We start from the raw sequence: 12863 nt of genomic DNA on the forward strand, positions 1-12863 counted from the left end.
GCGTTTGGCACCTCGAGTACGTTTCGCCCCGTCGCCGACGGGTTATCTTCATATCGGCAGCGCGCGAACCTTCATTTTCAACTGGCTTTACGCCCGTCGAAATCAAGGGACGATGATCCTGCGTATCGATGACACCGACGTTGAGCGCAATACAGAAGCTTCGCTGAATTCCATCTATGACGGCCTGAAATGGCTGGGTCTGGAATGGGATGAATTCTATCGCCAGAGTGAGCGTCTGGAACTGCACCAGAAGCTGGCCTGGGACATCTTTGCCGCCGGACATGCGTATCGCGACTTTACGCCGGCGCATCAGGGCGATGAGGATAAAGGCGCTGGGGCCGGTCCGTGGCTGTTCAATGCAGAAGCGCGGGCGATGAGTGCTGAGGAATCGCAGCGCCGCGCCGATGCCGGAGAGCCGTTTGTGCTGCGCTTTAAAGTGCCCCGGGATGTGGCTCGCTACATCAAGTTTCCGGACGCCGTCTATGCCACCCAATCGAAGAGCGTGAACGATATTGAAGACTTTGCGCTGCTCCGCTCGAATGGGATGCCAACCTACCACATGGCCTCCTGCGCCGACGATATCGACATCCGGATCTCACACGTCATTCGGGGCCAGGATCATCTCTCGAATACCTTCAAACACATTCTGATTTTTGAAGCGCTCGGTGCACCGGTGCCGATTTTTGCGCATCTGCCCTTGCTGGTGGCGCCCGATGGGGCGAAGCTATCCAAGCGCAAGCATGGTCCAGTCGTCAGCGTGATGACCTACGAGGCCGCTGGATTTTTGCCGCAGGCTTATATCAATTTCCTGTGCCTGCTGGGCTGGAGCCCGAAGGACAATCGCGAACAGATGTCGCGGCAGGAACTGGTGGATGTCTTCTCGTTTGAAGGCGTCAACCGTTCGAACGCAGTGGTGAACTTTACCGAGGCCGATCCGATCGATCCGAAGGCGCATTGGCTGAATTCGCAGCATCTGCGTAGCATGCCGATTGCCGAGCTGACCCCGATGGTGAAGGAGCGTGTGCTGCGCTCCGGCCTGCCGATTCCGTATCGCGATGAGGAATTCCCGACGGTGGTGGATATTCTGCGCACGCGTCTGGCGACGCTGAACGATTTTGCGACACTGGCAAAGGCCTACTTCACCGACGACTACGAGATGAACCCGACGGCTCTTGAGCGCCTGGATGCGCCTGGAGCCCGCGAGGCGCTGCGGGAACTTGGCGCCCGGCTCGAGCAGAGCGACGACTTCAGCGAAGCCTTCATCGAGGCGGAGTTGCGGAAGCTCGCTGAGGAGCGAGGGTTGAAAGCGGGGGTGCTGATCAACGGCTCCCGTGCGGCAATCACCGGACAGCCGGTGGGACCGAGCGCTTTTGCTGTGTTTACGGCAATGGGAAGAACGCGGTCCATCGAGAGGTTGAAGCGCGTATGAAGGTGATTGGACTCGGTGGATTGCTTGACGATGCAGCCTGTGCCCTGGCTGTTGCCGGCAAGATTGTTGCTGCCGTCGAACAGAAGAAAGTGGCACGCCGGCATGTGGCCTGGAGTTTGCCGCTCGAGGCGATTGACGCAACGTTGAGCCTGGCACGGGTGGATGCCTCCGATGTGGATGTGGTGGCCATTGCACGGCCTCTCAGCGCCACGCCGGATAGCTTGTTGAGCCTGCGGGTGAAGCAGATCTTCCCCAAGGCCCGGCTGCTGGTGGTAGATCATCATACGGCTCATGCGGCGAGTGCTTATTTCGCCTCCGGCTTTGACGAGGCCTCTGTGTTGTGTCTTGATCGTGCGGGGGATCTGCGTTGTTCTTCCCGTTGGAAGGCGCGCGGTGACCGCTTCGAACTGGAACAGGAATCCTACTTTCCCGATTCGCTGGGCGATCTTTATGGGCGGGTGACGGAGTTTCTTGGTTTTACCGCTCGCGCCGATGAACACAAGGTGCAGTGGATGTCGGCTGGTGGCGATACGCGTTTTGTTGCGCTGTTCGAGGAGATTCTCGGGTTTCGGGCCACGGGTTGGCCTGCGCTGGAGCGGAGCTTTTTCGATCGGGACCGGCTTGGTTCCGGTGGGTTTAGCGCGCGTTTCTATCAGGCTCTCGGTTTGGCGGACGGAGAATCGCCTTTGCCCAAGCTGCAGCCTCATCTCGCGGCCGGCTTACAGCGTGCGATTGAGAATTGCGCTTTGTCGATGGCGGGGCGGGGTGGCAATCTGTGTCTGGCCGGTGGCGTTGCCTTCAATACTTTGCTGGTGCGTTCCCTCGAAGCGTCCGGACAATTTCAGAATGTCTATGTGCAGCCGGCCGCCGGCAATGCGGGTACGGCGATTGGTGCGGCCTATCTGGGCAGCGAGGGGAAACGGCAGCCGATGTCGAGTCTCGCACTCGGCCCTTCTTTCCAAGCCGAAGAGACGAAGCAGATTCTTGAGAACTGCAAGCTGAGTCCGAAGTTTCTGCTGACCACCGATGAGCTGATCCAATCGGTTCTCTCGGAGTTGAAAGAGCAGCGGATTGTGGCCTGGTTCCAGGACCGGATGGAGTTTGGTCCCCGGGCGCTGGGCAATCGCAGTATTCTTGCCTCTCCTCTGGACCCCTATGCGACCGAGAACCTGAACAGTTTCATCAAGCATCGGGAGGCGTTCCGGAAGTTTGCCGCCTCTGTGCCTGCTGAAGATGCGGCGCAATACTTTGAGTTTGGGCCGAACGCGAAGAATCTGGCGAGCATTGCAACAGTGCGTCCGGAGTATCGCGAGCGCTTTGCTCCTGCGCTTCTGGGCGCTGACAGCATTCGTCTGCATGTGGTGGAGGCTGATGAGAATCCGCTGTTCCATCGTCTGCTGAAGGCTGCCGGAGCGGCCACCGGCTTACCTGTGCTGTACAACACCAGCTTTAACCTCTTTGGCGACGCACTGGTGTGCAACCCGCGCGACGCCGTGAGGAGCTTCTATTCAAGTGGCATTGACGTGCTCTACGTCGGCCACTTCCTACTTCGCAAGTAGCGCTTCCACTGCGCCTGCCGCGATGGGGTGGTACGAGGCCTTGTTCCGCGCGAAGAGTGCCTTGGCCCGGGTTTTGCCTGCAGGGGTTTTCGCCATCTCCTCGTAGAGAGGCTTGATGAACTTCTGCCGGCCGACGGACTTCAGGAACTCTTCCACCGCAGGCTGTGCCGGCGTGTAGTTGTGCCGGATGGCCAGAATCAGCCAGGCGTCGAGGATCTCATTGTTGGTCGAGGCGGTGAGTTTGAAGCTCTTGTCGAGCGCTGCCATTTTCTCCGCGGTGAGTGTGGACGGAAGACTGCGGAGAAAATGGAGCCACTGCTGCGGCCCCCAATCATCCACCCGCATGGTTTGGCCCTGCTGGAATCTTGCCACCTGGTCTTCCACTTCGGCAAGCAGGAACGAATCGATTTTGGGTGCGCTTGCCGGGAGGCCGGGCTCGTAGATCCATTCCTTGAGATTCAGCTTCAGCTCGGGCAGCTTCTGGGCGAGGAACTGCTCGAAATTCTCTGTCGTGATGCTTTGGAAGGCGAAGCTCTCGAAGTAGCTGCGCAGCATGGCATCGAATTTGTCGCGGCCGACGGCATCTTCGATGGCGCGCAGCAGCAGGGCTCCTTTGACGTAAGGGACGAGGGTGACGCCGTCTTCGGGATCGCGGCCCTTGAGGTCGATGTGGAGAATCTGGTCTTTGGGCTGGAGCTTTGCCATTTCGGTCTTCAACTCGCCGATCTCGATGGCAAACTCCATATCGCTGCGTTGTTTGCCGAAGAGTGCTTCCTGGATGCGGCGTTCCACGTAAGTGGTGACCCCTTCATTGAGCCAGAAATCACTCCAGGTGGCGTTGGTGACGAGATTGCCACTCCAGCTGTGGGCCAGCTCATGAGAGATAAGCGAGACCAGGCTCTTGTCGCCTGCCAGGATGGTGGGCGTTACAAAGGTGAGCCGCGGGTTCTCCATGCCGCCGATGGGGAAGCTGGGCGGCAGAATGAGCACATCATAGCGGTCCCAACGGTAAGAACCGAAGAGTTGCTCGGCGGCGCGCACCATCGCATCGAGATCCTCAAACTCTTTTGTGGCGGCATCGAGCAATTGCTTTTCGGCATAGATGCCGGTGCGTCCGCCCATGAGGCGGAATTGGATTTCTCCCACTGCCAGGGCGATCAGATAGGGCGGAATCCGCTGCGTCATGTCAAAGCTGTAGGAGCCGGTGGGGGCAGAGGTGCGCTGGTCGTTCGGCGCGCTCATGACGGCAAAGAAGTTCGGCTCGGTTTCCACCTTGGCTTTGTAGGTGATGCGGATGCCGGGCGAATCCTGGAGCGGAATCCAGCTCCGGGTGTAGATCGGCTGGCCCTGGGTATAGAGATAAGGCGACTGTTTGCCAGCGGTTTGTTGCTCGCTAAGCCACTGCAGCGCGACGGCACTCGGGCTTGTTTCATAAGAAACTCGGACAAATTTTGTGCCCTCACTCAGGTTAATTTCAAGAGGAGCGCCTAAGATCTTGTCGCTTGGGCCAAGTTTGTATTCAGCTACATGGAAGTTCACGCCGTCGATGGAGCTTTCAGTCTTGAAGATCTTCAGGTCCTTGGTATCGAGGGTGATCTTCCCCTTGCCTTTCACGCGGTGGGTGGCGGTGCCAGAAATCACTTTTCTTTCGAAATCGACGCGCGCATAAAGATCGAGATGAGTAGAGATGGCTTCGGCTGGAACAGCATAAGAATGCTCATCTTTGGGAATCGGCATGCTAGGCTTCTCCTGGTCGAGCTTGGGTGCGCAGGAGGACAGGAGCGAGATCGTGACCCAGACGCAGCCATACTGGAACAAACGCATCTGACCATTATCTATCCCCAAAAGCAGAAATCCTGCCCCAAAGCAACAAGGCCCCCGTTTTGAGGCGGGGGCCGAGAGAGAAGGACAGAATTGCTTTAATTGGAGCGGCGCGGGGAGTACTTGTTGAGGTCCGCAATCATGACGCCTGCGGCTGCTGGCGGCTTCGGATTTTCAGAGATGATCTCTTTGTTCGTCATCGTCTTGCCGTACAGTTCCTTGTTGACGTCGAGATCCTGGCGGAGTGTCGAGCCTTCAAGCGAGATGCCGGCGAAGACGCCACGGCTGCGCGAGTAGCTCAGGATTTCGGCGGTGAGATAGGCATCGGTCTGCGCGCTCGAGGTGCGGCCCACCGGACCTGCCGCTACACTGGCCTCGCCGCCCAGCTTGAACTGGCTGGAGAGCAGGCGCTGCGCACCCTTGGCGTTCATCACCAGCAGGATTACGTCCTGCTCGCTGCCGCCAATCTGGAAGCCCACGCTGCCACCCTCGACCCGCACTCCGGCGGGCGAGCCCCATCCCGAGCCATTTTCATGACGGCAGACAAAGAAGCCTTTTCCGTACTTGCCCCCAAAAATGAAGGCACCTTTCTTCAGACCGGGAATGATCACCGCGCAGTAACTCTTATCGAGTAAATCCTGGGGAATAGCCTTGTCTTTCATCTGCATTACTTCGTGCAGCGTATCGCCAGCGGCTTTCAATCTCTTCTCTTCGTTGCTTTGGGCAAACAGGCTGGCCGTGAGGCCGAGCGCGAGCAGTGCGCACAGGGGTTTCATGAGGATCCTTTCCAATAAGAATATCGCGAAGCGGCAAGCGTTTCGGTAAATCACCATTTCGCGCGAGGGCATGGGAAAATAAGGGTTTATGACCCTCGAAGAAATCGAGCGGGAATATGATCAGCTCCGCCAGCAAGCAGATTCTGTGCGGAGCTATCTTTGACTCGCCTAAGAAAAAAAAGCAACTGAATGAACTGGAACAGGTGATCTCGGACCCTGATTTCTGGAATCATCCCGAGAAGAGCCAAGAAGTGATGCAGAAGCGCAAACGGCTGGAAGAGTCGCTGGCGCAGGATACCCGCATTGGCACGATGAGTTCGGATGTCGCCGCGTTGCTCGAACTCGGCCGGGAGGGAGAAGATGTTGCCGCCATGCTCTCCGGCGAGTTGGAGGTCTTCCGTGCTGAGTTGCAGAAGCTCGAGACCGGGATGCTGCTCTCCGGGGAACACGATCATCGTTCGGCCATCCTGAATATCCATCCCGGAGCGGGTGGCACCGAAAGCCAGGACTGGGCCGAGATGCTGATGCGCATGTATCTGCGCTGGGCGGAACGCAAGGATTTTAAAGCCGTGATCACCGACGAATTGGCCGGTGATGGCGCGGGCATCAAGAGCGTCACGATCGAGATCGAAGGCGAAAACGCCTATGGTTTGATGTCGAGCGAGATTGGTGTCCACCGCCTGGTGCGGATTTCGCCCTTTGATGCAAATGCCCGCCGCCACACCAGCTTTGCCAGCGTCTACGTGTATCCGATGATTGACGATGAGATCAAGATCGAGATCAAGCCGGAGGATGTCCGTACCGATGTCTTTCGTGCCTCGGGCGCCGGGGGCCAGCACGTCAACCGCACGGAGAGCGCTGTGCGGATGACCCACATTCCAACGGGAATTGTGGTGCAATGCCAGAACGAGCGGTCGCAGCATAAGAACCGGGCCAGTGCGTTGAAACAGCTCAAGGCGCGTTTGTTCGAGCATGAGTTGGAGAAGCGCAAAGCGGAAGACCAGAAGAGCGAGGATTCCAAGCTCGACATTAACTTCGGCAGCCAGATCCGCAGTTATGTGCTCGCTCCGTACCGGATGATCAAAGACCATCGCACGAAGATGTCGGTGGGCGATGTGGACCGGGTGCTGGACGGCGATCTGGATGGCTTCATGCATGCCTGGCTTGTTTATAAGAAGACCGGGAAGACGGCGGGTGATGGCAAGGACGAGCTTCCAGACTAAGGGGAACGAAGACCGGATGCTGCAAGCCGCAGAGTTGCTGCGCCGGGGCGGCGTGGTGGCCTTTCCGACCGAGACCGTCTATGGCCTGGGCGCGAATGCCTTGGACCCGGCGGCGATCGCGCGGATTTACGAGATCAAAGGCCGGCCGCGAACCTCGCCGTTGATCGTGCATGTCGCCACCATCGAGAAGGCGCGCGAACTGGTGACGGAATGGCCGGAGACGGCAGAGCGGCTGGCTCGCCGCTTCTGGCCAGGTCCGCTGACCCTTGTGCTGCCGAAGCATGAAGTGGTTCCGGTGGAGTTGACGGCGGGCTTGGGAACAGTCGGGATCCGGATTCCAGCCCATCCGGTGGCCTTGCGGCTGCTCGAGTTGGCGGGTGTCCCGGTGGCAGCGCCAAGTGCGAACCGTTTCATGCAGTTGTCGCCCACGACGGCGGCGCATGTCGAGGCTGCTTTGGGCGCGGCAGTGGATTTGATTCTCGATGGCGGAGCGACCCGGGTTGGGATCGAGTCGACGGTCTTGAGTCTGGTGGGTGGTGTTCCGTTGTTGCTGCGGCCGGGGATGATCAGCCGGGTGCAGATTGAAGAAGTGATCGGTCCGGTGGAGGTCGCCGGAGCGATGGAGGGGGCGCATCCGTCGCCGGGGATGCAGGATCGCCATTATTCTCCGCGCACTCCGTTGTATCTGGTCCGCGGGCCTGCGGATTTGGCTGCGGCTGGCCGCGGAGTCTACTTATTTTTGACGCGGCCCGCGCTCGGGGTCACTTGTGTTGCGATGCCGGCGGAGGCAGAAGCCTATGCCGCGCAATTGTACGAGACGCTGCATCGCTATGACGATGGGAGCTGGGACTGGATTGCGGTGGAGCAGCCCAGCGAAGAGCCAGCCTGGGCGGGGGTCAACGACCGCCTGCGCCGGGCCCGCATGCAATAAATCTCCTCGGCCCTCTTCTCATTCTTCCTGACAGATCCGATAAGCAGAGGGATGAGGTCTATTGAGTCGGCTCGTTTCGGCATGATCCGCTTTGAGGATCGCGAGATCATTGAATTTCCGGCCGGACTGCCGGGCTTTGAAGAGCAGCACCAGTTTCTGCTGATCGAAGCCGAGGAGAGCGTGCCGCTGAAGTTTCTGCAATGTGTCGGAAAGCCGGGCTTGTCCTTTGTCTGCGCGCCGTTGAGTCTGGTGGATCCGGACTATGAGGGCGTGCTACCCCGTGCGGACCGGGAGTTGTTGGCCATGCCAGGGGAAGGCATTGCGCCCGGAACGCGGCTTGAGTGGCTGGTGATTCTCTGCTTTGGGTGCCCGGAGTTGCCGACTGCGAACTTATTGGGACCGCTGGTGATCCGTCGTGATGTCGGGCTCGGTGTGCAATCGATTCGCGAGGACAGCCGCTATTCGGCCCGGCAGCCCTTATTTGCGGCGGAGCCGGCGCTATGCTCGTAATCCGGCGCCGGGAGGGCGAGGGCTTTGTCATCGGGGCCTCCATCGAGGTGGACATCCTCGAGATTGATGGCAATCAGGTGAAGATTGGCATCCGGGCCCCGCGCGAGACGACGATCCTGCGCAAAGAGATTGCGGCCACCCGGGACGTGAATCTTGCTTCGGCCCAGCAAGCGGAAGAAGCGGTGGTGGAGGAGACGCTGAAGCGTTTGCGCCTATCCCCCAAGCTGCCGCTGGAGTAAGCGATCGAACTAAAGTCATTTTTCCTCATGCGCGGCAGGCTGTGACGATAAGGCCTTTGTCAGCAATTCTGCCGAGGTGGTGAAAGGCCGCTCTCCTGGAAAGGATTTTCAGGAGTTGGAACGCAAAGGAGTGAATCATGGCATTTTCCGCAAACACAAACATCGCCTCACTGCAGGCGCAAAGCTATATCAACAACACAAGTGATTTCCAGTCGAAGACGATCAACCGTGTCACGAGCGGTTTGCGCATTGTCAACTCGGGCGACGACGCGGCGGGTTTGGCGATTGCCAACGGACTGCGCAGCGACCAGGCCGTCCTGACCCAGGGCGTCCGCAATGCGAACGATGGCTTGAGCCAGCTGCAGATTGTCGACGGCGGCATCAACAACATCTCGAAACTGCTCGACCGGGCGCGGACGCTCGCAACCCAGTCGGCCTCGGGCACCTTTACCGGTTCGCGCTCGGTGCTGAACAGCGAATTCAAGAGCGTGATTGAGGAAATCGACCGCCAGTCGCAGGCCATTGGCCTGAATACGGGCGGCTCGCTGGCAAAGTCCTTGAGCGTCTTCATTGGCGGCGGTAAGACTTCGAGCGGCATCTCGGCGATCTCCAATGGCAGCGTTGCGGTGGATCTGAGCACCTCGACGGTGGATGCCAAGAGCCTGGGCTTGAAAGGCGTGCAGGCCAAGGGCATTTCCGGCACCGACATCGGCACCGGATCGTCCACCTCGGTGGCGAATATCCTGACCAATGCGACGAACACCGGTTCGCAGGGCGCAGCGGGCTTTACGGATTTCTACTTCCGTGGCTCCGGCTTCTCGGACGACAATGCGGTGAAGGTGGCGGTCAATCTGAGTGGCGTCACGGATGCGGCGACGCTCGCCACGGCAGTGAATGCGGCGATCGACGCGGCCGGCAATGGCGCTTCGCAATATGCAACGGCCTTCAAGAATGCGGGCATCAAGGCGAGTGTGGTGACGGATAGCGCCACCGGCAAGCAGAGCATGGCCTTCACCAGCGCGAATACCGCCTTCCAGGTGGCTGCTGGCGATCGCACGGCCAATGCACTGCTCGGGAATTTCTCCTCGGGCACCACCGGCGTCGATCTGGCGCAAAGTGTTTCGGGCGCAGCGATTTCGTTGACGGGCGTCTCGGTGGCAACGGCCAGCAACATCATTGTCCGGATCAAGGGAAGTGGATTGTCCGATCCGGTCGATATCACGCTGAAGGTCACCGGCGGCAGTTCCACGTATGCGAATGTTGTCGCGGATCTGAGTTCGCAGATCCAGAACAACTCGACGCTGCAGGCGGCGGGCATCAAGCTGGGGAGTAACTTCGCGGGCGGACAGACGCTGAGCTTAACGGACGGCCGTGGAGAGGTGCTGACGGTGGAGACGCTCGGGGACGCGGAGAATGCGCTGGGCTTCGGAACCTCCTACCGGCAGGCTTCGCAGACCACCTTCTCGTCGAACAACATCACCGGCAGCAACTACCAGACTGGCACGCCGGGCAACTCGACGATCCGGGTGGCGTTGTCCGATGGTTCGAACTTCGATATCACGGCGAACACGGGCGCGACAATCGCGGCGGGTGTAGCGAATTTGAACGCCGCTTTTGCGGCCAATGCAAGCGCGGCGAAAGCAGGGCTCTATGCGACCGTCTCCGGGGGCCAGGTGCAGATCCGTTCCCAATATGGCACCGATTTCCGCCTCGATGAGGCCTACAGCGCGACGACTAACTTTGGATTCAGTTCGGTCGCACGCGGCGCGGCGGCAGTGGGCACGACGAGTACGAGTTCGTCGCTCGGCTCGACTTCAAGCACCTTTAACTCGGGGGGCGCACAACAGACGGCGCTGCTGAGCTTCAGCGGCATCAATTATGCGAATGACGCACAGACGATCAGCTTGAGCGCGACCGATTCCGGGGGCTCGCAGCAGAATCTGTCGGTGGTGCTGCGCAACGATACGACGGTGAAGAATGCGGTCACGATTGACGATGCCATCGACGCGATCAATACGGCGCTCACTCAATCCAACAACGACACGCTGAAGAAGGTGGTGGCGGTGAAGGAGAATGACGGTGGCACGGAAAAGATCCGCTTCCTGAGCACGCTCTCCAGCTTTAAGGTGAGCATCGGATCGAACAGTTCCGGGAGTTCCGGAATCACGACCGGGCAGGGAACGGTGGTGACAAGTGCTTCCGCTGCTGGCGGTTCGACCTCGGACATCTCGACCCAAGAGAATGCGCAGGCTGCCGTTACGGCACTGGCCGATGCGGTGGATAAGCTGGGCCAGGCCCAAGCCGTTGTCGGCCGCGGCCAGAATCAGTTCGGCTTTGCCGTGAACCTGGCCCAGAGCCAGTTGACGAATCTGGCTGCCAGTGAGAGCCGCATCCGCGATGCCGATCTGGCGCAGGAAGCCGCGAATCTGTCCAAGGCGCAGATCCAATTGCAGGCCGGCATCGCCGCGCTGGCCCAAGCCAACTCCGCTCCGCAGCAGGTGCTGAGTCTCCTCCGCGGCTAATCCTGAGGGATTGCTGCTCCAGTAGTACGGATTGCGACACTACGCTCCCGGCGGCCAGCCTATGGTCTGGCCGTGCGGGAGCATTTGTTGTGGAAAGAGAGGAGGAAGCACTTGGCAAGCGCGGCAAACACGACGCCCGATCTGGTCTACGGCGAGCAGCTCCTGCGCCGGCTCGAGGCGAATCCAAGAGACGGGGCGGCCTACGACGCCATGGGCGTTTTTGCGCTCGAACACGCCTCGGTCCCTGAGGCGATCGATCTGTTCCACCGGGCGATCCAGTTGGAAGGCCCGGAACCCCGCTACTGTGCGCATCTGGGTGAGGCTTTTGCCCGCCTGGGCGACTATGGCCGGGCCTCTGCCTGCTTAGGCGAGGCGGTGCTAGGCGAGCCGGCCAACGCCGAACTCCGGATGGCTTATGCCAACCTGCTGCATCTCGAGGGTGACCATGCGGGCGCCGGCAAGCATTACGAGATTCTGGTGGCGCAATCGCCGGCGCATGCGGAAGCCTGGTTCAATCTGGGTGTGACGCGCACCTTCCAGCAACGGCCCGGCGAGGCGAAGCATGCCTATGAGAACGCGGTGGGCGCAAGACCTGTCTATGCCGAAGCCTGGAACAATCTTGCGCTGCTCGAACGCCTGGACGGAAACTACAGCGCCGCTGAGGCTTGCTATCGCCGGGCGCTATTGGTGCGGCCCGATTACCGGGATGCGCTCTATAACTTTGCGGTGCTGCTGCAAGAGCAGGAGCGCTTGCCGGAAGCGGTGTCGATCTATGAGCGATTGCTCTCTGCCGAAGCCTCGTTCAGTGAGGCGCACAATAATCTTGGGAACTGCTATTTGAAGATGAACCGGCTGGCGGAGGCGAAAAACCAGTATCTCGAGACGCTCGCCATCCAGGCGACGCACAAAGAAGCTCCCTGGAATCTGGGCTTTGCCTCGCTCTTGAGTGGCGACTGGCAGCGTGGCTGGGCCGGATATGAACACCGTCTGGTGCAGCACGAGATCACACGGCGGCAATGGGACGCGCCGCGCTGGAATGGGCAGCTCCTGCGCGGGCAGAAGATTCTGGTGCATGCCGAGCAAGGGCTTGGCGATACGATCCAGTTCGCCCGTTATTTACGGCTGCTCGATGAAGGGGGCATGTGGGTGCAGGTGCTTTGCCAGCCGCCACTGGTAAGTCTCCTGTCGCAAATGCCGGGGGTACGCCACTGTACCTCGAATGCCGAAGAGTGTGGGAGCGGGGACTGGCAGGTGCCTTTCCCCAGCCTGCCCTATCATTTCCGGACGCGGCTGGAAAACATTCCGGCGACGCTGCCCTATCTGCTTGCTGATCCGGAGCGGGTGGCCGAGTGGCGCAAGCTCTTTGCCGCGCTCCCGGCTGCCGGGCGGCGGATCGGCGTGGCCTGGCAAGGCAACCCGAAACATCAGAATGATCGCAACCGCTCGATTCCTGTTGAGTTGCTCCGGCCGCTCTTTGAGCTGCCCGGCCAGCAGTTCCTCAGCTTGCAGAAGGGGGTGCCGAAGGCATCGGTTCCCGAGGAACTCGTCGATCTTTCGAGTCTGCTCCTCGATTTTGGGGAGACGGCGGCAGCGATGGAGTCGCTCGATCTGGTGATTGCGGTCGATACTTCGGTGGCCCACCTGGCCGGTGCGATGGGCAAGCAGGTGTGGACACTGTTACCCTATGCGCCGGATTGGCGCTGGCTGCTGCATCGGGACGATTCCCCGTGGTATCCGTCAATGCGGCTGTTCCGGCAGCCCATTGCCGGGGACTGGCGGAGTGTCGTGCGGGAACTGCGGCGGGCACTGCTCGATGGGGGAAGCGACTAGCGCATTTCTTGAGATCCTAAAAT

Annotated in this window: 10 protein-coding genes; 8 read left to right on the top strand and 2 right to left on the bottom strand. The window is 59.9% G+C overall.

Annotated features, from left to right (window positions below; translation table 11 throughout):
- The first annotated feature begins 4 nt into the window (after nucleotides 1-4).
- Entirely contained in the window at nucleotides 5-1429 is a 1425-nt protein-coding gene (gltX, locus tag M017_RS0108595) for a glutamate--tRNA ligase (RefSeq protein WP_031497356.1), read from the top strand.
- Nucleotides 1426-2988 carry a carbamoyltransferase C-terminal domain-containing protein gene (locus tag M017_RS0108600; RefSeq protein ID WP_031497358.1) on the top strand — a complete coding sequence of 521 codons (1563 nt, stop codon included), beginning with the start codon at nucleotides 1426-1428 and terminating at the stop codon, nucleotides 2986-2988. The genes gltX and M017_RS0108600 overlap by 4 nt, the downstream gene beginning before the upstream one ends.
- On the opposite strand, the gene M017_RS0108605 is transcribed toward M017_RS0108600, so the two are convergent.
- Both M017_RS0108605 and M017_RS0108610 read right to left on the bottom strand, forming a co-directional pair.
- Nucleotides 2974-4812: a M1 family metallopeptidase gene (locus M017_RS0108605; RefSeq protein ID WP_031497360.1), complete on the bottom strand. Its 1839-nt coding sequence runs from the start codon at nucleotides 4810-4812 to the stop codon at nucleotides 2974-2976. The genes M017_RS0108600 and M017_RS0108605 overlap by 15 nt on opposite strands.
- 95 nt (nucleotides 4813-4907) lie before the next feature.
- Nucleotides 4908-5585 carry a lipid-binding SYLF domain-containing protein gene (locus M017_RS0108610; RefSeq protein ID WP_035957740.1) on the bottom strand — a complete coding sequence of 226 codons (678 nt, stop codon included), beginning with the start codon at nucleotides 5583-5585 and terminating at the stop codon, nucleotides 4908-4910.
- An 88-nt stretch (nucleotides 5586-5673) separates the two neighbouring features.
- Here M017_RS0108610 and prfB point away from each other — a divergent pair.
- The 6 genes from prfB to M017_RS0108645 all read left to right on the top strand — a co-directional run bounded on the left by prfB (nucleotide 5674) and on the right by M017_RS0108645 (nucleotide 12840).
- Nucleotides 5674-6808, top strand: a protein-coding gene (gene prfB / locus M017_RS0108615; protein ID WP_202901630.1) for a peptide chain release factor 2 whose coding sequence is annotated in 2 segments (ribosomal slippage) — nucleotides 5674-5745 and nucleotides 5747-6808 — 1134 coding nt in all. Because the reading frame shifts where the segments join, the coding sequence is not laid out codon by codon here.
- Nucleotides 6783-7739 carry an L-threonylcarbamoyladenylate synthase gene (locus M017_RS0108620; RefSeq protein ID WP_238325843.1) on the top strand — a complete coding sequence of 319 codons (957 nt, stop codon included), beginning with the start codon at nucleotides 6783-6785 and terminating at the stop codon, nucleotides 7737-7739. The genes prfB and M017_RS0108620 overlap by 26 nt, the downstream gene beginning before the upstream one ends.
- Nucleotides 7740-7790: 51 nt before the next feature.
- Nucleotides 7791-8249, top strand: a complete 459-nt coding sequence (gene fliW, locus M017_RS0108625; protein WP_080507580.1) for a flagellar assembly protein FliW — start codon at nucleotides 7791-7793, stop codon at nucleotides 8247-8249.
- On the top strand, nucleotides 8240-8488 hold the full coding sequence (locus M017_RS0108630; protein ID WP_031497369.1) for a carbon storage regulator: 249 nt from the start codon (nucleotides 8240-8242) through the stop codon (nucleotides 8486-8488). The genes fliW and M017_RS0108630 overlap by 10 nt, the downstream gene beginning before the upstream one ends.
- 137 nt (nucleotides 8489-8625) lie before the next feature.
- Nucleotides 8626-11010 carry a flagellin N-terminal helical domain-containing protein gene (locus M017_RS0108640; protein ID WP_031497370.1) on the top strand — a complete coding sequence of 795 codons (2385 nt, stop codon included), beginning with the start codon at nucleotides 8626-8628 and terminating at the stop codon, nucleotides 11008-11010.
- A gap of 111 nt (nucleotides 11011-11121) precedes the next feature.
- Nucleotides 11122-12840: a tetratricopeptide repeat protein gene (locus tag M017_RS0108645; RefSeq protein WP_051669676.1), complete on the top strand. Its 1719-nt coding sequence runs from the start codon at nucleotides 11122-11124 to the stop codon at nucleotides 12838-12840.
- Nucleotides 12841-12863: the final 23 nt, after the last annotated feature.

It is taken from the genome of Bryobacter aggregatus MPL3 (genome assembly GCF_000702445.1).
In the GTDB taxonomy this organism is placed as follows: Bacteria; Acidobacteriota; Terriglobia; order Bryobacterales; family Bryobacteraceae; genus Bryobacter; species Bryobacter aggregatus.

Coding starts and splice junctions, on each gene's coding strand:
- M017_RS0108600 (WP_031497358.1), top strand. CDS start 1,426: ATGAAGGTGATTGGACTCGGTGGATTGCTTGACGATGCAGCCTGTGCC.
- M017_RS0108620 (WP_238325843.1), top strand. CDS start 6,783: ATGGCAAGGACGAGCTTCCAGACTAAGGGGAACGAAGACCGGATGCTG.
- fliW (WP_080507580.1), top strand. CDS start 7,791: ATGAGGTCTATTGAGTCGGCTCGTTTCGGCATGATCCGCTTTGAGGAT.
- M017_RS0108610 (WP_035957740.1), bottom strand. CDS start 5,585: ATGAAACCCCTGTGCGCACTGCTCGCGCTCGGCCTCACGGCCAGCCTG.
- M017_RS0108630 (WP_031497369.1), top strand. CDS start 8,240: ATGCTCGTAATCCGGCGCCGGGAGGGCGAGGGCTTTGTCATCGGGGCC.
- M017_RS0108605 (WP_031497360.1), bottom strand. CDS start 4,812: ATGCGTTTGTTCCAGTATGGCTGCGTCTGGGTCACGATCTCGCTCCTG.
- M017_RS0108640 (WP_031497370.1), top strand. CDS start 8,626: ATGGCATTTTCCGCAAACACAAACATCGCCTCACTGCAGGCGCAAAGC.